A 25,094-nucleotide genomic window follows, 5' to 3' on the forward strand; every position below is an offset into this window, starting at 1 on the left:
GCTTCAGCCTCCCTTTTTTCATGTCTGCACTATCAGATTCAGAACACGCCGTCGCCACGACGGCGGAACCAGCCGGTCAGGGACAGGCGATCGCGAGTAGCTGGCAGCACCTCATGGGGCACATCGGCAGACAGAAACACCACCAGCGTGCCGGCCTCGGGCAGCACGTCACGCACCTGGCCGTCAGCCAGATACAGGCGCAATTGACCGCCCTCCTCAGCCTGCCAGTCGTCGTTGAGGTAGAGCACGGCCGACACCGCGCGACGATCATCGTCGCGGAAGCGATCCAGGTGCTTGAGGTAGAAGCCGCCCGGCGGATAGAAGGCGAAGTGGCTCTCGTAGTCCACCAAACCCAGGTACAGACTCTGGTTGATGGCCACGCGCAGCTCGTCGAGCAACTGCAGGTAACCGTCACAGGCCGGCGACTGGCCTGCTTCAAGCCACTGGATGTGGTCACTGCGGGTGCCTTCACGCACCGCCACTGCGTGGCCACGGCCGGTGCCGGCCGGCGCCAGAGTGCCCTGGGCGATGCGCTGGCGGCACTCCTCGGCCAGCTCGCTGGTCAGCGAAGCGGGGGCGAACTGGGTTTGCAACGACCATCCGAACTCGGCAAGGTCATCGATGATGCGGCTTAGCAGCGAATCGGAGAGGTCTGTGGTCATGGCGCGATTCTACCCTGTGTCGCGTACACCTCGACAAGCTCCGCCTGGCTGCCGAAAATAGGCGCCCCAGACAGGAGTTCGTATGCGCGCCTTGTGTTGTTTCTTGCTGTTGCTCCTGAGCCTGCCCGCCATGGCCGACACCTATACCGAGCTGTATGAGAAAGCCGGCTGGCCGCAGCAGCGCGCGCATTTCAGCGACGCTCTGAGCGCCGCCCAGGCGCGTTACAGCAAGAGCCTGCCGCCGGCGGTGTACCAGGCGCTGGTCGACAACAGCAACCGCCGCTTCGCCGCCCGCGCCATGGACGAGCGCGCCGAAAGCAGCCTGCGCGCCAACCTGCCCGACCCAGCGCCTGCTCTGCGCTTCTTCGAATCGCCCTTGGGCCGCAAGATCGTCAGCGCCGAACTGCTCGCCACCCACCCCGACCAACTGGCCAAGTACGCCGATGGCCTGCCGCTGAGCCAGGCCGATGCCACCCGCCGCCTGTTGATCCGCCACCTGGCCCAGGCCATTCCGGCCAGCCAGGCCGGTGCGGAAATCAGTCTGGCCCTGGCCGGCGTGGCGGCCGACAGCCTCAGCCAGATGATCCCGGGCCTGCTCGGCGGCGGTACCGCCCAAGGCCTGCTCGATGGCCAGCGCCAGCGTCTGATGGCACAGATCGACAAGGACCTGGATAACACGATGCTGCACGTCTATCGCGGCCTGTCGGATCCCGAGCTGGAAGAGTTCGTCACCTTCGCCCAGTCCAGCGAAGGCGCGGCCTATTACAAGGCCGCCCTGGCCGCAGTCCGTGCAGGGCTGGCAGTCGGTCAGTAAGCGCGATCCAGCTGCTCGCCGAGATAGGCGAAATAGCGCTGGCGCAGCGGCGCCACTTCGTTGGCCAGGTGATGCCGCGCTTCGGGCAGGCGCAGGATACGCGGCGCGCTGAACTTGTTCTCCAGCACCGCCAGGTTGTGTCGCCAATCCACCGTCATGTCCGCCTCGCCCTGCACGACCAGCGGGCTGCGCGTGCTGCGCGGCGCTTTTTCGATGCGCGGCACCCACTGGCTCAGGGCGCCGACCCAGAGGGTCGGCACGATCCGTGGCTGCAGCGGGTCGCGGTTACGCAGAAAGTCGAGGAACTCCGGGTCGCTGGAGTTCTCGCTGAAGCGGCGCGGAATCTCCTGCACGAAGCGGTGCAACAGGCGGTAGCTGAGTTGCGACCAGTTCCAGCGCCGCGGCCGCACCAGCGGCGCCAACAGAATGGTTTCGCCCACCTCGGCCAGCGGCTGGTCATTGAGCAGGTAGTCGATCAGTATCGCACCGCCAGTACTCTGCCCACACAGATGCCAGGGCGCCGGCAGGCCCAGGGCATCGGCCTGCTGCAGCGCGGCGCGCAGTACCGCCTGGTACTCGGCAAAATCCTTGATGCTGGCCCGCGCTCCACTGGACAGCCCGTGGCCTGGCAGATCCACGGCAAGCACCGCGAAACCGGCCTCCAGCGCCCACTCGATTACATGACGGTACAGACCGCTGTGGTCGTAGTAGCCGTGCAGCAACAGCAAGGTGGCACGCGGTGCAACAGGCTGCCAGAGTTGGGCGGCGATACGGTAGTCGTCCACCTCGAACCAGCCGAGCCGACTGTCGACCGCCTCGCGTGGTACGAAGCCGTAGAACTGCCGGTAGGCCAGCTCCGCCGCCGACAGCGGCGCAGCGCTGGCCAGCGGGCGCAGGCTGGCGACCAGCGGTTCGGGTTGGAAGAGATCGGACATCGGCACCATCGGACTCATTGATTTATGGCAGCGTCGCCGCTCAGGACTCTCGCTAGAGTGACGATCTTCTGCTGCCAGGCTCGCCATGGCAAGCCACCGAATCGCCTATGAAAGCTGCCCGCATGGCTCGATCCCACCGCACCCCCCGCCTCGCCTGCCTCGCCGCGACACTTTGGCTGGCCGCCCTGTTTGCTGCCTTCTGGTGGTTCGAAGCCCGTTACCTGCGCCCCTTCGATGAGCGCACTGCGCTGTTTTCCGGCAGCGACCTGCGTCTGCCGGTGGAGCTGGCCGGCCCAAGCCAGATTCGCCTGGTGCACTTCTGGGACCCCGCCTGCCCCTGCAACGTCGGCAATCAACAGCACCTCGGCGAGCTGCTGGAGCGCTACCGCGAGCGTGGCGTGCAGTTCTATGCCGTGCAGAAGCCGGGCAGCCAGGGGCAGTTGCCGGAAGCGCTGCGCGCACTGCAGCCGCTGGCCGGACTGACGGGCACCCAGCAACTGCCGGCCAGCCCCGCCGTGGCGATCTGGGATCAACGCGGCCAGCTGGCCTACTTCGGGCCCTACAGCAGCGGCTTTAATTGCACCTCGGGCAACAGCTTCATCGAACCGCTGCTCGATGCATTGCTGGAGGGGCGAAAGGTGCTGGCGGACAATAACCTGGCCAGCGGTTGTTTCTGCGAGTGGACGAAATGAAAACGGTCGTGCCTGGCGTTATCAATAGCACCGTCCCCCCTTCACTGCGCATCACTCCGAGCTGCGTCACGTCCTGAGCAGGCCGCCTTGCAGTCCGTGCTGATTGCCCGCAGCATGGCGGCTCGCGTGAGACAAGGACGGCAGCATGAAACGCACCCTGATCACCCTGGCGGTCGTCCTGCTGACGGTCGCGGGCGGTGGCGCCTGGTACCTGCACGACAAGCAGCCGCTGCGTAGCGGCGAGCTGACACTGCAGCACCTCGGCGCGCCGGTACAGGTGCGCTACGACGAGCGTGGCGTGCCACACATCGAGGCGCAGAACGAGGCTGACCTGTACCGCGCCCTGGGCTTCGTGCAGGCCCAGGATCGTCTGTTCCAGATGGAGATGCTGCGCCGCCTGGCCCGCGGTGAACTGGCCGAAGTGCTCGGCGCCAAACTGCTGCCCACCGACCGTCTGTTCCGCACCCTGCAGATCCGCGAGCGTGCCGACCAGCAGGCCCGCGAGCTGGACCCCGACAGCCCCCACGGCAAGGCGCTGGCCGCCTACCTCGACGGCATCAACCAGTATCAGGACAGTCGCCCGGCGCCGCTGGAGTTCGACCTGCTGGGCATCGAGAAACGCCCGTTCACCGCCGCCGATACCCTGTCCATCGCCGGCTACCTGGCCTACAGCTTCGCCGCAGCGCTGCGCAGCGAGCCCCTGCTGACACGCATTCGCGATGAACTGGGCAGCGACTACCTGAAGACCTTTAATCTCGACTGGCACCCCGACGGCGTGCTCGACACAGCACTCGGCGAAGCCGACTGGCGGATGCTCGACCGGATCGCCGCCCTGAGCGACCAGGCCCTGGCCGACAGCGGCCTGCCGCAGTTCGAGGGCAGCAACGCCTGGGCAGTGGCCGGCACCCGCACCGCCAGCGGCAAGCCGCTGCTGGCTGGCGATCCGCACATCCGCTTCTCGGCACCGTCGGTGTGGTACGAGGCGCACCTCAAATACCCAGGCTTCGAACTTTACGGCCATCACCAGCCCGCGACCCCGGTGGCCTTTCTCGGCCACAACCGGGATTTCGCCTGGACCCTGACCATGTTCCAGAACGACGACATGGACTTGGTTGCCGAACGCCTCAACCCGGAGAACCCCGAGCAGGTCTGGTACCGGGGCCATTGGGTCGATCTGCAGCAGCGCGAGGAAGTCATCCGGGTCAAGGACGGCGAGCCGGTCACCCTGAAACTGCGTCGCTCGCCCCACGGCCCGATCATCAACGATGCCCTAGGCGACAGCGCTGGTGCCACGCCGATCGCCATGTGGTGGACCTTTCTGGAAACCGAAAACCCGCTGCTCGACGCCTTCTACCGCCTGAACCGTGCCGACACCCTGGCAAAGGGCCGCGCCGCCGCCGAGCGCATCCATGCGCCGGGCCTCAACCTGGTGTGGGCCAACGCCAGCGGCGACATCGCCTGGTGGGCCGCGGCCAAGCTGCCGATGCGACCCACCGGGGTGAACCCGGCATTCATCCTCGATGGCAGCACGAGCGCCGCCGACAAACCGGGCTTCCATCCCTTCAGCGCCAACCCGCAGGAAGAGAACCCACCGCGCGGTTACATCGTCTCAGCCAACTTCCAACCGCTGCCAACCAGCGGTATCGAGATTCCCGGCTACTACAATCCGCCCGAGCGCGGTCAGCGCCTGAACCAACGGCTGGCCGACCTGCAGGTGCGCTGGGATATCCACAATAGCCAGGCCCTGCAACTGGAAACCGCCACCGCTTACGGGCCCAGGCTGCTGGCACCGATCCTTGGCGAGCTGCGCGCCGCGGCAGCCGACGAGCAGGAGCGTGAGCTGGTCGAAGCCCTGGCCGCCTGGCAAGGTGATCACCCGCTGCAATCGCTGCCGGCGACGCTGTTCAACCAGCTCACCTATGAACTGGGCCGCACGGCACTGGCGCCGCGCCTGGGCGCGCAGGCCTTCGAGCAACTGCTGTCGACCCGAATGATAGACAGCGCACTGCCGCGCCTGACCGCCGATGCAGATTCGCCCTGGTGGGCGCGCGCCAATGGCCAGCCGCGCAGCCGTGGCGAGGCAGTGGCCGAGGCCTGGCGCGCCAGCCTCCAGCATTTACGAACCACGCTGGGCGACAACCCGGCTCAATGGCACTGGGGCCAGGCCCATACCCTCACCCACCAGCACCCCCTGGGCGTGCAGTGGCCGCTGGATGCGCTGCTCAACGTCGGCCCGCTGCCGGCGCCCGGCGGTCACGAGATGCCCAACAACCTGTCGCACCGTATCGGGCCTGCACCTTGGCCAGTGAGTTACGGACCGTCGACGCGCCGGCTGATCGATCTGGCCGATGCCGATCACAGCCTGGGCATCAACCCGCTGGGCCAGAGCGGCGTACCGTTCGACCGCCACTACAGCGACCAGGCCCAGCGTTTCATCCAGGGCCAGTACGTGCCCCAGCACCTCGGCGCCGACGACGTCGCTGCCCATACACGCAGCACCCTGACCCTGCAGTCCGCGCCCTGAAACCACGAATCGCAGGCATGAAAAAGCCCGCCATGGGGCGGGCTTTTCGAGTCAGCCGATCAATTACTTGATCTTGGCTTCCTTGTACGCAACGTGCTTGCGGACGACCGGATCGTATTTCTTGATCTCGATCTTGTCCGGAGTGGTGCGCTTGTTCTTGTCGGTGGTGTAGAAGTGGCCGGTACCGGCGCTGGACACCAAACGGATCAGTTCACGCATGACAGTCTCCTTAAACCTTTTCGCCGCGAGCACGAAGCTCGGCCAGCACTACGTCAATACCACGCTTGTCGATGATGCGCATGCCTTTGGTGGACAGGCGCAGACGGACGAAGCGGTTTTCAGACTCGACCCAGAAGCGGTGATGCTGCAGGTTCGGCAGGAAACGACGACGGGTTTTGTTGTTTGCGTGGGAAATGTTATTCCCGGTTACCGGACCCTTACCGGTAACTTGACAGACTCTCGACATACCTCAGCCCTCTAAAACCACATGCCCAACCCGGCATGGGTTGGCCGCTTAATCTCTGTTTTTCGGCGCTGGGCGCCGCGTTTCTTCAGGGTCTTACCGGTGATAGATCGCGATCAAGCAACCGGGCCCCTAGAAAAGAGCGCTGCTTTATACCAGAAAGGCCCCACAGCAACAAGCGCAAACGCACTTTAAAATGCACGCCATTCGGACACTGAGCCCCAGGCGGCGGGCATGGACACGAACGACCGCTCGTCGCCGTATTGCATTGTTAGCCTGCATCTTATCGTTTAGGGTCTGTCCACGCGTTAACGCGACCCTCTCCCCTCAGTGTTTCATGACCGGCCCGCCGGATGCGCGCCGTTTCGTTCAGGAGATCACCATGCGCCTTGCCCTGTTGCCGCTGCTCGTCGCCCCGCTATTCGCCCAGGCCGCGACCCTGAGCGTCTGTACCGAAGCCAGCCCCGATGGCTTCGATGTGGTGCAGTACAACTCCCTGACCACCACCAACGCCTCGGCGGACGTGCTGATGAATCGCCTGGTGGAGTTCGACGCTGCCAAGGGCAAGCTGGTACCCAGCCTGGCCAGCAGCTGGAAAATTTCCGACGACGGTTTGAGCTACACCTTCACCCTGCGCAAGGACGTGCTGTTCCACCGCACCGACTACTTCAAGCCCACCCGCCGGACGCTGGAAGCCGATGACGTGCTGTTCAGCTTCCAGCGCATGCTCGACCCCAACCATCCCTGGTACAAGACCGCCGCCAGCGGCTACCCCCACGCCCAGTCGATGCAGTGGCCCGCGCTGATCAAGGCGGTGGAAAAGGTCGACGCCCATACCGTGCGCATCACCCTCAACAAGCCGGACGCGACCTTCCTGGCCACCCTGAGCATGGGCTTCGCCTCAATCTATTCCGCCGAGTACGCCGACCAGCTGTTCAGAGCCGGCACGCCGGAGAAGCTCAACAGCCAGCCAATCGGCACCGGGCCCTTCGTGTTCCGCCGCTTTCAGAAGGACGCCGCGGTGCGCTACACGGCCAACGCCGACTACTTCGCCGGCAAGCCCGAGGTCGACAACCTGGTCTTCGCCATCACCCCGGATGCCAACGTGCGCCTGCAGCGCCTGCGCAGCGGTGAATGCCAGATCGCCCTGTCGCCCAAGCCGGTCGATGTCGAAGCGGCGAGCAAGGATGCCGACCTCGCTACCGTGAAGACCGCCGCCTTCATGACCGCCTTCGTCGCTATCAACAGCCAGCACCCGCCGCTGGACAAGCCCGCCGTGCGCCAGGCCATCAACCTGGCCTTCGACAAGAGCAGCTATATCAAGGCGGTATTCGAGAACAGCGCAGAACCGGCCAATGGCCCCTACCCGCCAAACACCTGGAGCTACGCCAGCAGCCTGCCGGGCTACGCCCATGACCCACAGAAGGCCCGCGAGCTGCTCAAGCAAGCCGGGCTGGCCGACGGCTTCAGCACCACCATCTGGACGCGCCCATCGGGCAGCCTGCTCAACCCCAACCCGAGCCTCGGCGCACAGCTGCTGCAGGCCGATCTGGCCGAAGTCGGCATCAAGGCGCAGATCCGCGTGATCGAGTGGGGCGAGCTGATCCGCCGTGCCAAGGCCGGCGAGCATGACCTGTTGTTCATGGGTTGGGCCGGCGACAACGGCGACCCGGACAACTTCCTAACCCCGCAGTTTTCCTGCGCCTCGGTGGAGTCGGGCCTCAACTTCGCGCGCTTCTGCGACGCCAAGCTCGATAAGCTGATCGCCGACGGCAAAGCCATCAGCGACCAGGCCAAACGCAGCGCTCTCTATAATGATGCCCAGACGATCATCCAGCAGCAGGCGCTGTGGCTGCCCCTGGCTCACCCGACCGCCTACGCGCTGACCCGCAAGGGCGTCGAGGGTTACAGCGTAAGCCCGTTCGGCCGGCAGGACTTTTCTAGGGTCAGCCTTAAGGACTGAGGCTATCGCGCGGCCAGGCTACATCCAGCCGTGCTCGGCCATCGACAGCGGCTCGCCGTCACCGACGATGAAATGGTCGAGCACGCGCACCTCGACCAGCGCCAAGGCGTCCTTGAGGCGCTGGGTCAGCACCTTGTCGGCCTGGCTGGGTTCGGCGACGCCTGAAGGGTGGTTATGGGTGAGGATCAGCGCCGCGGCGTTATGGGCCAGGGCGCGTTTCACGACTTGCCTGGGATAAACGCTGGCACTGTCGATGGAGCCGTGGAACAGCGCCTCGAAAGCCAGCACCCGGTGCTTGGCATCGAGAAACAGGCAGCCGAACACTTCGTGAGGTTCGTGGCGTAGCAGCGCCTTGAGGTAATCGCGCACTGCCTGGGGGCTTTCCAGCGCCGAGTCGCGGCGCAACTGCTCAGCCAGATGGCGACGGCCCATTTCCAGCACCGCCTGCAACTGGGCGAACTTGGCGGGGCCGAGGCCCAGGCGCTGACAGAAGGACGGCAGATCGGCCTGCAACAGTGCGCGCAGGCTGCCAAAATCGGCGAGCAGGTGGCGGGCCAGATCTACTGCACTTTGCCCCGCCACACCGGTGCGTAGAAAGATCGCCAGCAGTTCGGCGTCGGTCAAACTGGCCGCTCCCTGGGCCAGCAGTTTTTCCCGCGGGCGCTCTGCCGCGGGCCACTCACGAATGCTCATCAGACGCTCCCTGTCCATCGCTATGACGCCGGCCATCACTCGCCCGGCACGCCGCTGCTCCCCTGCTGCCGCTGTGCTATCGTAGCCCGGTTTTTCGCAGGGCGCCGGGCCTGGGGAGGTCTCGGGCATCTGCGTCTGTAACTACACACGACAAAGGCAGAGTTATGCAGCGGCTGTATCGCAAACGCATCATCCTCGGCGTGGGTGGCGGCATCGCGGCGTACAAGAGCGCCGAGCTGGTCCGTCGCCTCAAGGATCAGGGCGCCGAAGTGCGCGTAGTCATGACCCAGGGCGGTCGCGAATTCATCACCCCGCTGACCCTGCAGGCGCTGTCCGGCCACCCGGTGCATCTGGATCTGCTCGACCCGGCGGCCGAAGCCGCCATGGGCCATATCGAACTGGCGCGCTGGGCCGACCTGGTGCTGATCGCGCCGGCCACCGCCGACCTAATGGCCCGCCTGGCCCAAGGTGTCGCCAATGACCTGCTGACCACGCTGGTGCTGGCCACCGATGCCCCGGTGGCCCTGGCGCCGGCCATGAACCAGGCGATGTGGCGCGATCCGGCGACGCTTGCCAACGTCGAGCTGCTGCGCAGCCGTGGCCTGAAGCTGTTCGGCCCGGCTTCCGGCAGCCAGGCCTGTGGCGACATTGGCCTGGGCCGCATGCTCGAGGCCGACGACCTGGCGCACCTGGCCGCCGACTGCTTCGAGCACTTGGCGCTGACCGGCAAGCACGTGCTGATTACTGCCGGCCCGACCCAGGAAAACATCGACCCGGTGCGCTACATCACCAACCACAGCTCCGGCAAGATGGGTTTCGCCCTTGCCGAAGCGGCGGTGGAAGCCGGTGCCAAGGTAACCCTGATCAGCGGCCCGGTGCACCTGCCAACGCCGGATCGGGTCAACCGCATCGACGTGGTCAGCGCCCGCGACATGCTCGCCGCCTGCGAAGCGGCGATGCCCTGCGACATTCTCATCGCCGCCGCTGCGGTGGCTGACTATCGCCCGGAAGTTGTCGCCCAGCACAAATTGAAGAAAGACCCCAACAGCGGCGATGGTCTGCTGTTGCAGATGGTGCGCAACCCCGACATCCTCGCCACCCTGGCGCATCGTGATGACCGCCCGTTCAGCGTCGGCTTCGCCGCCGAGACCGAGAACCTGCTGGAGTACGCCTCGCGCAAGCTCAAGGACAAGAACCTCGACCTGATCGTCGCCAACGACGTGGCCAACCCGAGCATCGGCTTCAACAGCGAAGACAACGCGATCACCATCATCGATCGCGCGCTGCAGCAGACCAGCTTCGCGCAGACCAGCAAGGGCAAGATCGCCCGTCAGTTGGTGAGCTTCATCGCCGCGCAGCAACCCAAATCCTGACATTCATTTTCACGGAAATCCTGATCGCCCCATGCACGCCTTACAAGCCAAGATCCTCGACCCCCGCCTCGGCAGTGAATTTCCCATGCCCGCCTACGCCACGCCCGGTTCCGCCGGCCTGGACCTGCGCGCCATGCTCAAGCAAGACCTGACCCTGGAGCCGGGCCAGACCGTGCTGATTCCCACCGGCCTGGCCATTCACGTCGCCGATCCGGGCCTGGCCGCGCTGATCCTGCCGCGCTCGGGCCTGGGCCACAAACACGGCATCGTGCTGGGCAACCTGGTCGGCCTGATCGATTCGGACTACCAGGGCGAGCTGATGGTGTCGTGCTGGAACCGCGGCGACACCAGCTTCAAGATGAGCATCGGCGAGCGTATCGCGCAGCTGGTGCTGGTGCCGGTGATCCAGGCGCGCTTCGAAGTGGTCGAGGAATTCGGCGACAGCGAACGCGGCGCCGGTGGATTCGGCCACTCGGGTACCAAGTGATCCCCTTCTAGTTCGCCAGGAGACGTCGGATGAAAGGCTTCAAACGCGCGCCCAAGGAAGAACGCCCCGGCGACTCGCAACCCGCTCCTCGTAGCCAGGCCAAGGCCTCGGCCGATCTGCTGCCCGGCGTGATCGCCGCCGCCCTTGGCGTGGCCCTGGCCGGCGCCATCCTGTGGTTCGCCGCAGTGAACCCGGCGCAGCAGCTGCAGCAGCAACAGCTCAGCCAGGCCTGGGGCAGCAGCCAGGCAGCCAGCCTGCAGCAGGCCCTCAAGCAGCTCAGTGCCGACACCCTGGCCGCCGCGCGCAATCCGGCGCTGGCCCAGGCGCTGCAAAGCCGCGACGACGCCCAGGTGCGCAATGCCGAGAACGGCCTGCGCTACTGGAATGGCGTGGTCGACGCCCAGCTCAACCTTCCTGGCCAGGCAGTTCCGGACAGCTCGCGCGCCGCACCGATGAATTTCGCTGCGCTGGACCTGCTGCGCCGCCTGGAAGCCGGTCAGGCGCCGGCCGTGGAAGCCTACAAGGTCGGTGAGCGCTGGCTGGCCTACAGCGTGGCGCCGGTGCGTCAGGACGACAAACAGCCCATGGTCGGCACCCTGCTGCTGGCCGTCGACCTCAACCGCCTGCTCGGCAACCTGCCGCCGCTGCCGGCGGACGTCGGGCAGATCCAGCTGGTGCAGCGCTTCGACGCCGGCGCTGCCCAGGTGCTGGCCCAGCGCGGTCAGGCCGAGGGCACGCCCCAGGCGTTCGCCACCGGTAATCCGCACTGGACGCTGAACTTCACGCCGGCCGCCGGCCTTGGCGCCACGGGCCTGTCGCCCGCGCTGCTAGGGCTCGCCCTGCTGGTCGCCCTGGCCGGTGCGCTGGTCGGCCTGCTGCTGGTCAACCGCAGCCTGCAGCAGCGCCTGGCGCGCGACGTCGCGCAACTGAGCGAATTGGTAAAAGAACTCTCCGCGGGCAAAGCCGTCAAAGCCTTCAGCTTGAGCCTGCCCGCCCTGAACAACCTGGCGCAGAACCTGAGCCGACTGCCCCGTCGCGCCCAGGAGCCCGTGGCGACCCGCCCGGAGCCCGTTGCCAGTGAAGCACCCAGTAGCCGCGTCGCAGCCAAGCCGGCGGATTTCGTGAATCCGCTGTTTCAAGACACCGATATTCTCGATATCGATATCCTCGACGACGACCAGGATCTCCTGGGACTGGAGCAGACACCGATCATGAGCGCGCCGCAAGCCCCGAAACTCCCAGCAGACATCTTCCGAGCCTATGACATCCGCGGTGTGGTGGGCGCAGGCCTGACCCCGGAAACCGCCTATTGGATCGGCCGCGCCATCGGCTCCCAGAGCCTGGCCGAGGGCGAGCCCAACGTCGCCGTTGGCCGTGACGGCCGCCTGTCCGGCCCGAGCCTGGTGGAGCAGCTGATTCAGGGCGTGGCCGACAGCGGCTGCCACGTCAGCGACGTCGGCATGGTGCCGACTCCGGTGGTCTACTTCGCCGCCCACGTGCTGGCTGGCAAGACTGCGGTGATGCTCACCGGCAGCCACAACCCGCCGGACTACAACGGCTTCAAGATCGTCATCGCCGGCGATACCCTGGCCAATGAGCAGATCCAGGCGCTGAAGAACCGTATCGACACAAACGACCTGAGCAGCGGTGAAGGCAGCGTCGAACGCGTCGACCTGTTGCCGCGCTACCTGGAGCAGATCCGCAGCGACATCGCCATGGCCAAGCCACTGCGCGTGGTGGTCGATTGCGGCAACGGCGCCGCCGGGGTGATCGCCCCGCAGCTGATCGAGGCGCTGGGCTGCACCGTGATCCCGCTGTACTGCGAGGTCGACGGCAACTTCCCCAACCACCATCCGGATCCGGGCAAGCCCGAGAACCTGGTCGACCTGATCGCCAAGGTCAAGGAAGAGAACGCCGATGTCGGCCTGGCCTTCGACGGCGATGGCGACCGCGTAGGCGTGGTCACCAACACCGGCACCATCGTCTACCCGGATCGCCTGCTGATGCTGTTCGCCAAGGACGTGGTGTCGCGCAACCCGGGCGCCGACATCATCTTCGACGTCAAATGCACCCGCCGCCTGACCCCGCTGATCAGCGGCTACGGCGGTCGCCCGGTGATGTGGAAAACCGGTCACTCGCTGATCAAGAAGAAGATGAAGGAAACCGGCGCCCTGCTGGCCGGCGAAATGAGCGGCCACGTGTTCTTCAAAGAACGCTGGTTCGGTTTCGACGACGGCATCTACGCCGCCGCGCGCCTGCTGGAAATCCTCAGCCAGGACAAACGCACCGCCGAGCAGGTGTTCGCCGCGTTCCCCAACGACGTGTCGACCCCGGAAATCAACGTGCAGGTCACCGAGCAGACCAAGTTCCCGATCATCGAGCGCCTGCAGCGTGAAGGTCAGTGGGGCGAAGGCAGTGTGACCAACCTTGACGGTGTGCGCGTCGATTACCCCAAAGGCTGGGGCCTGGTGCGTGCATCCAACACCACGCCGGTGCTGGTGCTGCGCTTCGAAGCGGAAAGCCAGGCCGAGCTGGAGCGGATTCAGGAACTGTTCCGCTCGCAGATGCAACGCGTCGCCCCTGACGTAAAACTACCGTTCTGACCCGTCCAGCACTGGAGCCCCGCATGACCCTAGAGCGTGAAGCCGCCACCAACGTCGCCAAGGTGCTGTCCGAAGCACTGCCGTACATCCGTCGCTTCGTTGGCAAGACCCTGGTGATCAAGTACGGCGGCAACGCCATGGAAAGTGATGACCTGAAGGAAGGCTTCGCGCGCGACATCGTGCTGATGAAGGCGGTGGGCATCAACCCGGTGGTGGTTCACGGCGGCGGCCCGCAGATCGGCGACCTGCTCAAGCGCCTCTCCATCGAAAGCCACTTCATCGATGGCATGCGCGTCACTGACGCGGCGACCATGGACGTGGTGGAAATGGTGCTCGGCGGCCAGGTCAACAAGGACATCGTCAACCTGATCAACCGCCATGGCGGCAGCGCCATCGGCCTGACCGGCAAGGACGCCGAACTGATCCGTGCGCGCAAGCTCACCGTCAGCCGGCAGACGCCGGAAATGACCCAGCCGGAAATCATCGACATCGGCCACGTTGGCGAGGTCACCGGGGTGAACACCGACCTGCTGAACATGCTGGTCAAGGGCGACTTCATTCCGGTGATCGCGCCGATTGGCGTGGGCCCGAAAGGTGAGTCCTACAACATCAACGCCGACCTGGTGGCCGGCAAGGTGGCCGAAGCACTGAAAGCCGAGAAGCTGATGCTGCTGACCAACATCGCCGGCCTGATGGACAAGCAGGGCGAAGTACTGACCGGGCTGAGCACCGAGCAGGTCAACGAACTGATCGCCGACGGCACCATCTACGGCGGCATGCTGCCGAAGATCAAATGTGCCCTGGAAGCGGTACAGGGTGGCGTGACCAGCTCGCACATCATCGACGGCCGCGTGCCAAACGCCGTGCTGCTGGAGATCTTCACCGATGTGGGTAATGGCACCATGATCAGCAACCGCAAGCGTGCTTAAAAAAGCGACCAGCTGCGCGTCGGCCCTGCTGCGTTAAAAACAGGCTCGAAATGCTCATGTACAAAAGTACACTCCGCTTTCTCGCCTGTTTTTGCCTTGCATGGCTCTAGCTCGCTTGGTCTGGATCTGCTGAAAACAACAACGCCGGCTATCGCCGGCGTTGTTGTTTTTGCAGCATCAGCTTCGCAGCGGTTTTATTGGCTCTGACTGCTAGGTGGCGCAAGCGGCCGGTGAACACGTGGTTTTTGTAGGAGAGGCTTTAGCCCCGAGCTCTTTGCAACCTCATAAAGCTCGCGGCTAAAGCCTCTCCTACGCACTCGCCGAATGTCTGCTTCTGCCTTCAATCAGCCCGTCACCGAATCGCGTAGATATCCTTCTCGTTCGCTTCAGCGTACTCGTACAGGCGCGCCAGGTAGGCCTTCTGCTGCTCCCAGACCTTTTGCGCGGCAGGATCCGCGGCGGCAGTGGCGTCGACCACTTCGGCGGAGACTTCCTTGAGTTTGGCGAGCACCTCGTCCGGCAGGCGGCGCACGTCGACGCCGTCCTTTTTTAACTGCTCCATGGACTCCATGTTCTTGGCGTTGTAGTCGTCGAGCATGTCGCCGTTGACGTCACGGGCGGCGGCGCGAACGATGGCCTGCAGGTCCGCCGGCAGGGTTTCCCAGGCCTTGAGGTTGATGTCCAGCTCGAAGGTGACGTTCGGCTCCTGCCAGCCCGGCGTGTAGTAGTACTTGGCCGCCTTGTGCAGGCCCAGCGCCTGGTCGTTGTACGGGCCGATCCACTCGGTGGCGTCGATGGTGCCGGTCTGCAGCGCGGTGAAGATTTCACCGGCGGGCATGTTCACCACGGTGCCGCCCACCTTGGTCAGCACTTCGCCGCCCAGGCCCGGGGTGCGCATCTTCAGACCTTTGAGGTCATCGACCGAGTTGATTTCCTTGTTGAACCAGCCGGCGGTCTGCACGCCGGTGGCACCGCAGGCCATCGGCAGCACACCGTAGGGTTTGTAGACCTCCTCCCAGAGCTGGATGCCGCCGCCGTAGTGCAGCCAGGCGTTCATTTCCTGGGCGTTGGGGCCGAACGGCAGGGCGCAGAAGAACTGTGCGGCGGGCACCTTGCCCTTCCAGTAGTAGGGCGCGCCGTGGCCCATTTCCGCGGTGCCGCGCGAGACCGCATCGAATACTTCGAGAGCCGGCACCAGCTCACCGGCAGCGTAGACCTTGATCTTCAGGCGACCGTTGCTCATCTGCTCGACGAGCTTGGCAAAGCGCTCGGCGCCCACACCCACACCAGGGAAGTTCTTCGGCCAGGAGGTGACCATTTTCCAGTTGAAGGTCTTGGCCTCGGCGGCCGGTTTGGACGCATCGGCGGCGCCGGCTTCCTCCTTGCAACCGACCAGCGCTCCGGCGGCAATGCCGACACCTGCTGCAGCCAGAATTTGGCGACGTTTCATAGGTAGCTCCTTGTTGTTGTAATAATCACCTTGGGCCGTTCAGGCCTCTATGTAACCGCGGCGGTCCGCCAACCGCCCGCGCGCTATCCTATTCCCGCCCATTGGTCGGGCAGACCGGGCAAGTGTTTCAACCCGTGTCTAGCCAAGTGCCATCAATGACACCCGAGGGCTCAAGAACGCCATTCTCAAAGCGCCTTTCAACTCTCGTAGGCCCGCCCGCGCCGCATTGCCCGATACGCGAGGCGCTGCCTAAAATCCCCCGCTTTTTGCTCTTTTCCGATAACTATAAGGACGCATCATGTCCAACACGCCTTCACTTCCCCTGGGGATCGCACGGGTCATCGACGCCGTGAACTTCCGCTTCGGCCAGGCCTGCTCCTGGTTGACCCTGTTTCTGGTACTCGGCACGGCCCTGGTGGTGACCCTGCGCTACGGCATGAACCTAGGCGCCACAGCGCTGCAGGAAGCCGTGCTCTACGCCCACGCGCTGGTGTTCATGGGCGCCTCGGCCTGGGCGTTGCAGCGTAACGCCCATGTGCGTGTGGATATCTTCTACCAGCAGTTCAGCGGCCGCCGGCAGGCGCTGGTGGAGGTGCTCGGCACCCTGTTCCTGCTGCTGCCGGTGTGCCTGTTCCTCGGCTGGGCAAGCTGGGACTACGTGGCCAATTCCTGGTCGACCCGCGAGGGCTCGAGCGAGTCGGGCGGCCTGAAATTCGTCTATCTGCAGAAGAGCATCATTCTGGTGCTGGTGGTCAGCCTCACGCTGCAGGGCATTTCCAACCTGATCAAGGCGATCTACCTGCTGTGTGGCGTGCTGCCGGAGCAGGAGGTGAAACATGGCTGAAGTCATGTCGATCCTGCTGTTCGTCAGCATCTGCCTGGTGCTGATGGGCGGCTACCCGGTGGCCTTCACCCTGGCCGGCGTGTCGTTGCTGTTCGCCGGTATCGGCGTGGTCACCGGCACCTTCGACGCCGGGTACCTGAGCGCCCTGCCCAACCGCCTGTTCGGCATCATGAACAACCAGACCATGCTGGCCGTGCCGCTGTTCGTGTTCATGGGCGTGATGCTGGAAAAGTCCAAGGTCGCCGAAGACCTGCTCGACTCGATGTCGCGCCTGTTCGGCGGCATCCGCGGCGGTCTGGCGATTTCGGTGTGCCTGGTGGGCGCGCTGCTCGCCGCCAGCACCGGCATCGTCGGCGCCACGGTGGTGACCATGGGCCTGCTGGCCCTGCCGACCCTGCTCAAGCGCGGCTTCGACCCCGCGGTGGCGACCGGCACTCTGGCCGCCACCGGCACCCTGGGGCAGATCATTCCGCCATCCATCGTACTGGTGCTGCTGGGTGACGTGATGTCCAGCGCCTACCAGCAGGCCCAGCTGCGCATGGGCATCTTCTCGCCCAAGACGGTATCGGTCGGCGACCTGTTCATGGGCGCGTTGATACCGGGTCTGCTGCTGGTGGTGCTGTACGTCGTTTACCTGATCCTGGTGGCGATCTTCCAGCCGAAGAAGATGCCCGTGGTACCCAAGGAAGAGCTGGGCGAGGTGCAATGGGGCAAGCTGCTCGGCTCTCTGGTGCCGCCGCTGGCGTTGATCATCGCGGTGCTCGGCTCGATTCTCGCCGGTTACGCCACGCCCACCGAGGCTGCTGCCATCGGCGCCGTCGGCGCGACTCTGCTTGCGCTGTTCAAGGGCCAGTTGAGCCTGCCGCAGCTACGCAGCGTGGCCCAGGGCACCACGGAAATTTCCAGTATGGTGTTCCTGATCCTGATCGGCGCCTCACTGTTCTCCCTGGTGTTTCGAGGCTTCGGCGGTGAAGCGCTGATCGAGGACGTGTTCCAGCAGCTGCCCGGCGGTGTGCTCGGCGCGTTCTTCCTGGTCATGCTCGTGATCTTCCTGCTCGGTTTCATTCTCGACTTCATCGAGATCATCTTCGTGGTGGTGCCGATCGTCGGCCCGGTGCTGCTGGCCATGGGCCTGGACCCGGTCTGGCTGGGGGTGATGATCGCGCTCAACCTGCAGACTTCGTTCCTCACCCCACCGCTGGGTTTCTCGCTGTTCTACCTGCGCGGCGTCACACCCCGTACGGTGAGTACCGCGACCATGTACCGCGGGGTGATTCCGTTCATCATCATCCAGCTGATGATGCTGGTCATCGCCTACCAGTTCCCGGCGCTGATCACCTGGCTTCCGACCCAGGTCTACGGCTCGTAAACTGTGCGGCAACGCAAAACGCCCGTCTCGACGGGCGTTTTTCATGGTGCTGGCGAACCTCCCCGCCGCGCCGTGGCCCAACAGCCAACCTATTCAGGAGCAGCCCCCATGAGCACTTCCAACGAACGCATTCAACTGGGCGATCTGGCCTGCTGGCGCATCCAGCATGCCGGCGCCGAACTCGTGGTCAGCGAACAGGGCGCGCAGATCCTGAGCTATCAGCCGGCCAAGGGCGAACCGCTGATCTGGCTCAGCGACGAAGCGGCCTACAGCGCCGGCAAGAACGTGCGCGGCGGCGTGCCGGTGTGCTGGCCCTGGTTCGGCGACCTGCAACGCAACCCCGAGGCGATCCGCAACGCCCATTCGCGTCCGGCCGATGCGCCGGCCCACGGCCTGGTGCGTGACCGCGACTGGCAGTTGATCGGCCTGAACACCGAAGAAGATGGCGTGACCCTGTCGTTCGCCTTCGACACCGCCGCCGAGCCGATCGCCGAATGGCCGCATGCCGCCGAGCTGCAGTTGGACATTCACCTCGGCGAGCGCCTAAAACTTAGCCTGACCACCCGCAACCTGGGCGATAGCGAACTGCCGATCAGCCAGGCGCTGCACACCTACTTGGCGGTCAGCGACATTCGCCAGGTGCGTATCGAAGGGCTGGAGGGCTGCGGCTACGTCGACACGCTGCAGGACTGGAAAAACGTACGACAGGACGGCGCGGTGACCTTCAGCGGTGAAACCGACCGCATCTACCTCGATACGCCACCGCAGTTGAGCATCGTCGACCCCATCTGGAAGCGACACATCTTCATGCGCAGCCAGGGCTCGGCCTCGGCGGTGGTGTGGAACCCGTGGATCGACAAGGCCAAGCGCTTGTCGCAATTCGCCGATGACGCCTGGCAGGGCATGCTCTGCATCGAGCACGCCAACGTGCTGGACGACTCGCTGATCCTCGCCCCGGGCGCCGAATACCGCCTCGACGTGACCCTGTGGGCACAGCCGCTTTGAAATGACGTGCCCTCACGGCAGTCAGGCTGCGCGGGTCAGCAGGCCCCCAGCCTGATAGACTGCCGCGATGCACGCCCCTCCACCGGAAACTCCGATGCACGCAAAGAACCCCGCAATCGGCTTGTGTCAGCAAGCCACCTTCCTGATCAGCGCCGCCAAGGTCGACCAGTGCCCGGACGACCAGGGCTATGAAGTCGCCTTCGCCGGCCGCTCCAACGCCGGCAAGTCCAGCGCGCTGAATACCCTGACCCACGCCAGCCTGGCACGCACCTCGAAAACCCCGGGGCGCACCCAGCTGCTGAACTTCTTCCGCCTGGACGACGAACGCCGCCTGGTCGACCTGCCCGGCTATGGTTACGCCAAGGTGCCGATTCCGCTCAAGCAGCACTGGCAGAAGCATCTCGAGGCCTATCTGGGCAGTCGCGAAAGCCTGCGCGGGCTGATCCTGATGATGGACATCCGCCACCCGCTGACCGAGTTCGACCGCATGATGCTCGACTGGTCCGGCGCCAGCGGCATGCCCATGCACATCCTGCTGACCAAGGCCGACAAACTGGCCTTTGGCGCGGCCAAGAACGCGCTGCTCAAGGTGCAGCAGGAGATTCGCAAGGGCTGGGGCGAGCACGTCAGCATCCAGCTGTTCTCGGCACCCAAGCGCATTGGTGTGGAAGAGGCGCAGGCTGTGCTCGGCCACTGGCTGGGCCTGCTGGGCGACGAGGAAGAAGAGCAACCCCAGGGATAACCTCACTCCCGTAGCCCGTGGTTGAGCGTAGCGATACCCCGGAGCAGGATGAGTGTTGTCGTGCTTATCAGCGTCTCCTGGGTATCGCTGCGCTCAACGCCAGGCTACTTCTTGAACGCCCCGCCAATGCGGGGCGTTTTGCGTTGCGCTCTGGCGAGAAGCGGCTAGGCTCCAGAAAAGAAAACGGGGAACGAAGGCTGCCAGCACTTTCCTGCGGGCAAAAAAAACCCCGAACTTCGTATGGGGAGGGAGAAGATCGGGGTTTAAGGGTCTGAACCGCTAGGGCGGGGCTCAGATGTCTGCCAACACTTAACACAACAAAGGAGCATCGAAGGGCTTTATGGGCCATTCCCAAACTCTGACCGGGTGGGCAGAAGTAAAGTTCAGCGGTGCTTAGATCCCTTTGTTTGGTCTTTATTCCAATTAAGACCGGCCAGTACTAATTGAAAACGGGACGCAACGGCGTCCCGTTTTATTTGCCGTTCAGTGCGCTTCGTCCCAGTTATTGCCCACGCCGACTTCGACCAGCAGCGGCACATCGAGCTTCACGGTTTCGCCCATCAGCGGGCGAATCTGCACGCTGACCTGCTCGACCAGGTCCTCGCGAACCTCCAGTACCAGCTCATCGTGTACCTGCAGGATCACCCGGGCATCCAGGCCGGATTCGGTCAGCCATTCATCCACAGCGACCATAGCCTTCTTGATGATGTCCGCAGCCGTGCCCTGCATCGGCGCGTTGATCGCCGTGCGCTCGGCCCCCGCGCGTTCCTGCGGGCGGCTCGACTTGATCGCCGGCAGGTACAGGCGCCGACCGAACAGGGTTTCCACGTAGCCCTGCTCCGCCGCCTGGTGACGGGTGCGATCCATGTACTCGCGCACACCCGGATAGCGGGTGAAGTAGGTTTCGATGTAGGCCTTGGCGGTCTTGCCATCGACGCCGATGTCCTTGGCCAGCTTCTGCGCGCCCATGCCGTAGATCAGCCCGAAGTTGATCGCCTTGGCGCTGCGCCGCTGGTCGTTGGTCACCTGATCGAGCTCGACCTTGAAGACTTCCGCAGCGGTCGCGGTGTGCACGTCGAGGTTGTCACGGAAGGCGTTCATCAGCCCTTCGTCGCGGGACAAGTGGGCCATGATGCGCAGCTCGATCTGCGAGTAGTCCGCCGACACCAGTTTGTAGCCCTTCGGCGCTACGAAGGCCTGGCGAATGCGCCGGCCTTCGGCGCTGCGCACCGGGATGTTCTGCAGGTTCGGGTCGCTGGAGGACAGCCGCCCGGTGGACGCCACGGCCTGTTGATAACTGGTGTGGATGCGCCCGGTGCGCGGGTTGATCTGCTCCGGCAGGCGGTCGGTGTAGGTGCTCTTGAGCTTGCTCAGGCTGCGGTACTGCATCAGTACCTTGGGCAGCTCGTAGTCCTGCTCGGCCAGTTCGGCGAGCACCGCTTCGGCAGTCGACGCCTGGCCCTTGGCGGTCTTGCTGATGATCGGCAAACCGAGCTTTTCATAGAGGATGGCGCCCAGCTGCTTGGGCGAGCCGAGGTTGAACTCTTCGCCGGCGACTTCAAAAGCCTGGCGCTCCAGCGCCACCAGCTTCTCGCCCAGCTCCTGGCTGTGCTCACCGAGCAGCTTGGCATCGACCAGCGCGCCGTTGCGCTCGATGCGCGCAAGCACCGGCACCAGGGGAATCTCGATATCGCGCAGCACGCCGGCCAGGCTCGGAATCTCTTCCAGGCGCGCCCACAGGTTCTGGTGCAGGCGCAGGGTCACGTCGGCATCCTCGGCGGCGTATGGCCCGGCCTGCTCGAGGGCGATCTGGTCGAAGGTCAGCTGCTTGGCGCCCTTGCCGGCGATGTCCTCGAAACGGATGGTGCTGTGGCCCAGGTACTTGAGCGAAAGGCTGTCCATGTCATGGCGGGTGGCGGTGGAGTCCAGCACGTAAGACTCGAGCATGGTGTCGAAGGCCACGCCCTGTACGTTGATCGGCGTGCTGGCATTGGCCAGCACGTTGATGTCGTACTTGGCGTGCTGGCCGACCTTGGCCTTGGCCGGGTCTTCGAGAATCGGCTTGAGGGCGCGCAGCACCGCGTCGCGGTCCAGTTGCTGCGGCACGCCCATGTAGCTGTGCGCCACCGGCACGTATACCGCCTCACCGGCCTTGACCGCAAAGGACAGGCCGACCAATTGCGCCTGCTGGGCATCGACGCTGGTGGTCTCGGTATCGAAGGCGATCAGCTCGGCCTGCTTGAGGTCCTCCAGCAGGGTATCGAACTCCCCTTGGTCGAGGATGGTGCTGTACTCGCCGGTGACCACCGATGGCTGATCTTCGCCAGCAGCCGGCGTGGCGGCAGCCTGGACCGCTGGCACCTCGCCCGCGTCAGCACTGGCCGTCGCGCTGAACAGATCGCCAGCAGGCGGCGCCATTCCGGAGCGGGCAGCTGCCTTGGTCTTGGGTGCGGCAGACTTGTTCTGGCGCAGCAGCTCGTCGAGCCAGCCCTTGAACTCCAGCTGTTCGTAGAGCGCGGTCAGGGCCTCGATGTCCGGCTCGCCGGGCATCAGTTGCGAGCAGTTCAGGTCCAGCGGCACGTCCAGCTTGATGGTTGCGAGCTGGTAGGACAGGTAGGCCATCTCGCGGTGCTCTTCGAGCTTGGCCGGCAGGGTCTTGGCACCACGAATCGGCAGGCCGGGCACCTTGTCGAGGTTGGCGTAGATCACGTCGAGGCCGCCGCCGACGCCGACCAGCAGGCCCAGGGCGGTCTTTTCGCCGACGCCCGGCACGCCGGGAATGTTGTCGATCTTGTCGCCCATCAGCGCCAGGTAATCGATGATCAGCTCGGGACCGACGCCGAACTTCTCTTTCACGCCCTCGATGTCGTAGACGCTGCCGGTCATGGTGTTGACCAGGGTGACGTGCTTGCACACCAGCTGCGCCATGTCCTTGTCGCCGGTGGAGATCACCACGTCACGGCCTTCGGCGGCGCTCTGCCGGGCCAGGGTGCCGATCACGTCGTCAGCTTCCACGCCTTCCACACACAGCAGCGGCAGGCCCAGGCCGCGCACGCTGGCGTGCAACGGTTCGACCTGCAGACGCAGCTCGTCGGGCATCGGCGGGCGGTTGGCCTTGTAGTCGGCGAACAGCTCATCGCGAAAGGTGCCGCCCTTGGCGTCGAACACCACCGCGAAGGGGCTGTCGGGGTATTGGCGGCGCAGGCTGCGCAGCATGTTCAGCACGCCCTTCACCGCACCGGTGGGCAGGCCTTTGGAGTTGGTCAGGGGCGGCAGGGCATGAAAGGCGCGGTACAGATAAGAAGAACCGTCGACCAGGACGAGGGGAGCTTGGCTCATGAGGGCAATCAACCTTTTCGGCGGGCGTGGCGCTAGAATACAAAGCACCGTTGATATCAAAGGGACAAGGTTACCATGGGACCATTCAATCGCTTGATCCTGCTTGCCGTGCTGGCAGCCGTGCCGTTCGCCGCGCAGGCCAGTGATGCGCCCTCGGCCGAGCCCGACGTAACCATCCGCCAGGACGGCGATCGCACCGTGGAGGAATACCGGGTCAACGGGTTTCTCTACGCCATCAAGGTCACCCCGAAAGGTGGCAAACCCTATTTCCTGGTACGGGCCGACGGCAGCGACGGCAACTTCGTGCGTTCCGATTCGCCGGATATGTTGATTCCGGCCTGGGAAATCTTCAGCTGGTAAGGCAGTCAATTCATGTCGGTGTTCACCCCGCTGCAACGTCCGCAACTGGAAACCTTTCTCGCGCCCTACGGGCTCGGTCGCCTGCTCGACTTCCAGGGCATCGAGGCCGGTAGCGAGAACAGCAATTTCTTCGTCAGCCTGGAACAGGGCGAGTTCGTGCTGACCCTGGTCGAGCGCGGCCCCAGCGAGGACCTGCCGTTCTTCATCGAGCTGCTCGACATCTTGCATGACGCAGGGCTACCGGTTCCGTATGCCCTGCGAACCGACAGCAACGAGGCGCTACGCACCCTGGCCGGCAAGCCGGCGCTGTTGCAACCGCGCCTGAGCGGCAGGCACATTCGCGACGTCAACGCCCAGCATTGCCATGAAGTCGGCGAGTTGCTGGCACGCATTCACCTGGCGACCCGCGACCATCCGCTGCAACGCAAGAGCGACCGTGGCCTGGAGTGGATGCTGCGCGAAGGCAAGGTGCTGGCCACCCATCAGACGCCTGAGGCCACCGCCCTGCTGGGAAGTGCCTTGGCGGAAATCGCCGCCGTGCAGGAGCAGGTGCGCAAACTGCCGCGCGCCAACCTGCACGCCGACCTGTTCCGCGACAACTGCATGTTCGAAGGCACCCATCTGAGCGGCGTGATCGACTTCTACAACGCCTGCTCGGGGCCGATGCTCTACGACCTGGCGATCACCGTGAACGACTGGTGCTCGGACGAACAAGGCCGTCTGGATGAAGGCCGCGCCCGCGCGGTGATGGGCGCCTACGCCGCGCTGCGCCCGTTCACCGCCGCCGAAGCCGAGATCTGGCCGGCCATGCTGCGCATCGCCTGCGTGCGTTTCTGGCTGTCGCGGCTGATCGCCGCCGAGGCCTTCGCCGGCCAGGACGTGCTGATCCATGATCCGGGCGAGTTCGAACGTCGCCTGGCCGCACGCCAGCAGGTCAGCCTGGCATTGCCGTTCGCGCTGTAGACGCAGAATGTGACGAAATGGTGGCGCCTTGGCCGGGCGCCATCCTTGTTCCTGCCGAACCCTTGCTCCTATGCTGCAGCTCTCTTCGTCTGCTGCGGCAGGCCTTCATCATGGGCTCGTCCTAGGTCGGGTCAGGCGCACGACCTTGCAGGGCCACCATGCGATCAGCCTCGCCCAAGCACCATCGCCGCTCCACCGTTATTTCCTGGGTACGACGTGCGCTGGGCGCGATCGCCCTGCTGGTGCTTGGCGCGGTGCTCTGGCATGCCTGGGACCATCAGGCGTTCATCGCCTGGCGTGAAGACGCCGGCGTGGTGCCCTTCTTTCTGGCCATGGCACTGCTGCCGGCGCTGGGCGTGCCGATCACGCCCTTCTTCATCGTCGCCGGCGCGACCTTCGGCACCCTTGTCGGCCTGGCCGGCAGCGCTGTAGCACTGTGCGGCAACCTGCTGTTCTGCTACTGGATCGCCCGCAGCGGCCTACGCCCGTGGCTGGCTCGCTTGCTCGAACGCACCCGCTACGACATACCGGATTTCGAGGAAGGCACAGGCGCCCTGCGTTTCGCACTGCTGGTCAAGCTGGCACCAGGCGTGCCGCTCTTTATCAAGCACTATCTGCTGGGCATGGCGAGCGTACCTTTCTGGATCTACTTCGCCGTGTCCGGGACGATCACCGGCCTCTATGCAGTGGCCTTCGTGGTGCTGGGCGAGTCGTTGCTCGAGCATGACTTGGGCAATGGCACCCTGGCGCTCGCCGGACTGGCAGCGGTGGCGCTGGCGATCTACCTGTGGCGCCGGCGTATGACGACCCGCCAGGATAGCGAATGAGCCTTTCTGGAAAGGTGCTCCTGGCAGTTTCACGCCACTGACCGGGCGCGCTTGCAG

General features: G+C 64.8%; 22 protein-coding genes. 15 read left to right on the forward strand and 7 right to left on the reverse strand.

Annotation, left to right across the window (positions count from 1 at the left end; genetic code table 11):
* Positions 1 to 38 precede the first annotated feature (38 nt).
* Entirely contained in the window at positions 39 to 662 is a 624-nt protein-coding gene (locus tag BM279_RS02770) for a 2OG-Fe(II) oxygenase (RefSeq protein WP_093500714.1), read from the reverse strand.
* An 82-nt stretch (positions 663 to 744) separates the two neighbouring features.
* On the opposite strand from BM279_RS02770, the gene BM279_RS02775 reads away from it, so the two are divergent.
* Positions 745 to 1,476, forward strand: coding sequence for a hypothetical protein (locus tag BM279_RS02775; RefSeq protein ID WP_093500717.1), 732 nt, complete (start codon positions 745 to 747; stop codon positions 1,474 to 1,476).
* On the opposite strand, the gene bipL is transcribed toward BM279_RS02775, so the two are convergent.
* Entirely contained in the window at positions 1,470 to 2,411 is a 942-nt protein-coding gene (bipL, locus tag BM279_RS02780; protein ID WP_093501218.1) for a phospholipase BipL, read from the reverse strand. The two genes, BM279_RS02775 and bipL, sit on opposite strands and share 7 nt — an antisense overlap.
* Before the next feature lie 122 nt (positions 2,412 to 2,533).
* Here bipL and BM279_RS02785 point away from each other — a divergent pair, with 122 nt between their 5' ends.
* Together BM279_RS02785 and BM279_RS02790 are read left to right on the forward strand one after the other, a co-directional pair.
* Positions 2,534 to 3,103, forward strand: coding sequence for a DUF6436 domain-containing protein (locus tag BM279_RS02785; protein WP_093501220.1), 570 nt, complete (start codon positions 2,534 to 2,536; stop codon positions 3,101 to 3,103).
* A gap of 145 nt (positions 3,104 to 3,248) precedes the next feature.
* On the forward strand, positions 3,249 to 5,627 hold the full coding sequence (locus BM279_RS02790; RefSeq protein WP_093500719.1) for a penicillin acylase family protein: 2,379 nt from the start codon (positions 3,249 to 3,251) through the stop codon (positions 5,625 to 5,627).
* 63 nt (positions 5,628 to 5,690) lie between these two features.
* On the opposite strand, the gene rpmG is transcribed toward BM279_RS02790, so the two are convergent.
* On the reverse strand, positions 5,691 to 5,846 hold the full coding sequence (gene rpmG / locus BM279_RS02795; RefSeq protein WP_013793373.1) for a 50S ribosomal protein L33: 156 nt from the start codon (positions 5,844 to 5,846) through the stop codon (positions 5,691 to 5,693).
* A 10-nt stretch (positions 5,847 to 5,856) separates the two neighbouring features.
* Positions 5,857 to 6,093 carry a 50S ribosomal protein L28 gene (rpmB, locus tag BM279_RS02800; RefSeq protein ID WP_013793374.1) on the reverse strand — a complete coding sequence of 79 codons (237 nt, stop codon included), beginning with the start codon at positions 6,091 to 6,093 and terminating at the stop codon, positions 5,857 to 5,859.
* Positions 6,094 to 6,472: 379 nt separating this feature from the next.
* Between rpmB and BM279_RS02805 the strand changes: the two genes are divergently transcribed.
* On the forward strand, positions 6,473 to 8,053 hold the full coding sequence (locus BM279_RS02805) for an ABC transporter substrate-binding protein (protein ID WP_093501223.1): 1,581 nt from the start codon (positions 6,473 to 6,475) through the stop codon (positions 8,051 to 8,053).
* An 18-nt stretch (positions 8,054 to 8,071) separates the two neighbouring features.
* Here BM279_RS02805 and radC read toward each other — a convergent pair whose 3' ends face one another.
* Positions 8,072 to 8,746: a RadC family protein gene (gene radC / locus BM279_RS02810; RefSeq protein WP_093500721.1), complete on the reverse strand. Its 675-nt coding sequence runs from the start codon at positions 8,744 to 8,746 to the stop codon at positions 8,072 to 8,074.
* Positions 8,747 to 8,910: 164 nt separating this feature from the next.
* Here radC and coaBC point away from each other — a divergent pair, with 164 nt between their 5' ends.
* From coaBC to argB, 4 genes are all read left to right on the forward strand, one after another.
* Positions 8,911 to 10,119: a bifunctional phosphopantothenoylcysteine decarboxylase/phosphopantothenate--cysteine ligase CoaBC gene (gene coaBC / locus BM279_RS02815; RefSeq protein ID WP_093500723.1), complete on the forward strand. Its 1,209-nt coding sequence runs from the start codon at positions 8,911 to 8,913 to the stop codon at positions 10,117 to 10,119.
* 31 nt (positions 10,120 to 10,150) lie between these two features.
* Positions 10,151 to 10,606 (forward strand): dUTP diphosphatase, encoded by a 456-nt coding sequence (gene dut, locus BM279_RS02820; RefSeq protein ID WP_027908551.1) that lies wholly within the window; start codon positions 10,151 to 10,153, stop codon positions 10,604 to 10,606.
* 1,211 nt (positions 10,607 to 11,817) lie between these two features.
* Positions 11,818 to 13,209 (forward strand): phosphomannomutase/phosphoglucomutase, encoded by a 1,392-nt coding sequence (gene algC, locus BM279_RS23725; protein WP_208604520.1) that lies wholly within the window; start codon positions 11,818 to 11,820, stop codon positions 13,207 to 13,209.
* Between the two features lie 23 nt (positions 13,210 to 13,232).
* On the forward strand, positions 13,233 to 14,138 hold the full coding sequence (gene argB / locus BM279_RS02830; protein ID WP_013793381.1) for an acetylglutamate kinase: 906 nt from the start codon (positions 13,233 to 13,235) through the stop codon (positions 14,136 to 14,138).
* A 352-nt stretch (positions 14,139 to 14,490) separates the two neighbouring features.
* On the opposite strand, the gene BM279_RS02835 is transcribed toward argB, so the two are convergent.
* Positions 14,491 to 15,588 carry a TRAP transporter substrate-binding protein gene (locus BM279_RS02835; protein ID WP_093500727.1) on the reverse strand — a complete coding sequence of 366 codons (1,098 nt, stop codon included), beginning with the start codon at positions 15,586 to 15,588 and terminating at the stop codon, positions 14,491 to 14,493.
* Positions 15,589 to 15,886: 298 nt separating this feature from the next.
* Between BM279_RS02835 and BM279_RS02840 the strand changes: the two genes are divergently transcribed.
* The 4 genes from BM279_RS02840 to yihA all read left to right on the forward strand — a co-directional run bounded on the left by BM279_RS02840 (position 15,887) and on the right by yihA (position 19,548).
* Positions 15,887 to 16,432, forward strand: a complete 546-nt coding sequence (locus BM279_RS02840; RefSeq protein ID WP_093500729.1) for a TRAP transporter small permease subunit — start codon at positions 15,887 to 15,889, stop codon at positions 16,430 to 16,432.
* On the forward strand, positions 16,425 to 17,801 hold the full coding sequence (locus tag BM279_RS02845) for a TRAP transporter large permease (protein WP_093500731.1): 1,377 nt from the start codon (positions 16,425 to 16,427) through the stop codon (positions 17,799 to 17,801). The genes BM279_RS02840 and BM279_RS02845 overlap by 8 nt, the downstream gene beginning before the upstream one ends.
* A gap of 108 nt (positions 17,802 to 17,909) precedes the next feature.
* Complete coding sequence (locus tag BM279_RS02850; RefSeq protein ID WP_093500733.1) at positions 17,910 to 18,806, forward strand: D-hexose-6-phosphate mutarotase; 897 nt, start codon at positions 17,910 to 17,912, stop codon at positions 18,804 to 18,806.
* A 94-nt stretch (positions 18,807 to 18,900) separates the two neighbouring features.
* Positions 18,901 to 19,548, forward strand: a complete 648-nt coding sequence (gene yihA / locus BM279_RS02855; protein WP_013793386.1) for a ribosome biogenesis GTP-binding protein YihA/YsxC — start codon at positions 18,901 to 18,903, stop codon at positions 19,546 to 19,548.
* Between the two features lie 483 nt (positions 19,549 to 20,031).
* Here yihA and polA read toward each other — a convergent pair whose 3' ends face one another.
* Positions 20,032 to 22,887: a DNA polymerase I gene (gene polA, locus BM279_RS02860; protein WP_093500735.1), complete on the reverse strand. Its 2,856-nt coding sequence runs from the start codon at positions 22,885 to 22,887 to the stop codon at positions 20,032 to 20,034.
* A gap of 75 nt (positions 22,888 to 22,962) precedes the next feature.
* Here polA and BM279_RS02865 point away from each other — a divergent pair, with 75 nt between their 5' ends.
* The 3 genes from BM279_RS02865 (at position 22,963) to BM279_RS02875 (ending at position 25,037) form a co-directional block, all read left to right on the forward strand.
* Complete coding sequence (locus BM279_RS02865) at positions 22,963 to 23,247, forward strand: DUF2782 domain-containing protein (protein ID WP_013793388.1); 285 nt, start codon at positions 22,963 to 22,965, stop codon at positions 23,245 to 23,247.
* A 12-nt stretch (positions 23,248 to 23,259) separates the two neighbouring features.
* Positions 23,260 to 24,210 carry a homoserine kinase gene (locus BM279_RS02870; RefSeq protein WP_093500737.1) on the forward strand — a complete coding sequence of 317 codons (951 nt, stop codon included), beginning with the start codon at positions 23,260 to 23,262 and terminating at the stop codon, positions 24,208 to 24,210.
* 158 nt (positions 24,211 to 24,368) lie between these two features.
* Entirely contained in the window at positions 24,369 to 25,037 is a 669-nt protein-coding gene (locus BM279_RS02875; protein WP_093500739.1) for a TVP38/TMEM64 family protein, read from the forward strand.
* The last annotated feature ends 57 nt before the right edge of the window (positions 25,038 to 25,094 follow it).

Origin of the sequence: Phytopseudomonas straminea (genome assembly GCF_900112645.1) — a bacterium.
GTDB lineage: Bacteria > Pseudomonadota > Gammaproteobacteria > Pseudomonadales > Pseudomonadaceae > Aquipseudomonas > Aquipseudomonas straminea.

Bases quoted from the DNA above. Each gene is read 5' to 3' on its own strand.
- BM279_RS02835 (WP_093500727.1), bottom strand. From the start codon at position 15,588: ATGAAACGTCGCCAAATTCTGGCTGCAGCAGGTGTCGGCATTGCCGCC.
- polA (WP_093500735.1), bottom strand. From the start codon at position 22,887: ATGAGCCAAGCTCCCCTCGTCCTGGTCGACGGTTCTTCTTATCTGTAC.
- dut (WP_027908551.1), top strand. From the start codon at position 10,151: ATGCACGCCTTACAAGCCAAGATCCTCGACCCCCGCCTCGGCAGTGAA.
- BM279_RS02770 (WP_093500714.1), bottom strand. From the start codon at position 662: ATGACCACAGACCTCTCCGATTCGCTGCTAAGCCGCATCATCGATGAC.
- rpmB (WP_013793374.1), bottom strand. From the start codon at position 6,093: ATGTCGAGAGTCTGTCAAGTTACCGGTAAGGGTCCGGTAACCGGGAAT.
- BM279_RS02865 (WP_013793388.1), top strand. From the start codon at position 22,963: ATGGGACCATTCAATCGCTTGATCCTGCTTGCCGTGCTGGCAGCCGTG.
- yihA (WP_013793386.1), top strand. From the start codon at position 18,901: ATGCACGCAAAGAACCCCGCAATCGGCTTGTGTCAGCAAGCCACCTTC.
- BM279_RS02805 (WP_093501223.1), top strand. From the start codon at position 6,473: ATGCGCCTTGCCCTGTTGCCGCTGCTCGTCGCCCCGCTATTCGCCCAG.
- radC (WP_093500721.1), bottom strand. From the start codon at position 8,746: ATGAGCATTCGTGAGTGGCCCGCGGCAGAGCGCCCGCGGGAAAAACTG.
- coaBC (WP_093500723.1), top strand. From the start codon at position 8,911: ATGCAGCGGCTGTATCGCAAACGCATCATCCTCGGCGTGGGTGGCGGC.
- rpmG (WP_013793373.1), bottom strand. From the start codon at position 5,846: ATGCGTGAACTGATCCGTTTGGTGTCCAGCGCCGGTACCGGCCACTTC.
- BM279_RS02870 (WP_093500737.1), top strand. From the start codon at position 23,260: ATGTCGGTGTTCACCCCGCTGCAACGTCCGCAACTGGAAACCTTTCTC.
- BM279_RS02785 (WP_093501220.1), top strand. From the start codon at position 2,534: ATGGCTCGATCCCACCGCACCCCCCGCCTCGCCTGCCTCGCCGCGACA.
- BM279_RS02840 (WP_093500729.1), top strand. From the start codon at position 15,887: ATGTCCAACACGCCTTCACTTCCCCTGGGGATCGCACGGGTCATCGAC.
- algC (WP_208604520.1), top strand. From the start codon at position 11,818: ATGAGCGCGCCGCAAGCCCCGAAACTCCCAGCAGACATCTTCCGAGCC.
- BM279_RS02845 (WP_093500731.1), top strand. From the start codon at position 16,425: ATGGCTGAAGTCATGTCGATCCTGCTGTTCGTCAGCATCTGCCTGGTG.
- BM279_RS02850 (WP_093500733.1), top strand. From the start codon at position 17,910: ATGAGCACTTCCAACGAACGCATTCAACTGGGCGATCTGGCCTGCTGG.
- BM279_RS02790 (WP_093500719.1), top strand. From the start codon at position 3,249: ATGAAACGCACCCTGATCACCCTGGCGGTCGTCCTGCTGACGGTCGCG.
- BM279_RS02875 (WP_093500739.1), top strand. From the start codon at position 24,369: ATGCGATCAGCCTCGCCCAAGCACCATCGCCGCTCCACCGTTATTTCC.
- BM279_RS02775 (WP_093500717.1), top strand. From the start codon at position 745: ATGCGCGCCTTGTGTTGTTTCTTGCTGTTGCTCCTGAGCCTGCCCGCC.
- argB (WP_013793381.1), top strand. From the start codon at position 13,233: ATGACCCTAGAGCGTGAAGCCGCCACCAACGTCGCCAAGGTGCTGTCC.
- bipL (WP_093501218.1), bottom strand. From the start codon at position 2,411: ATGTCCGATCTCTTCCAACCCGAACCGCTGGTCGCCAGCCTGCGCCCG.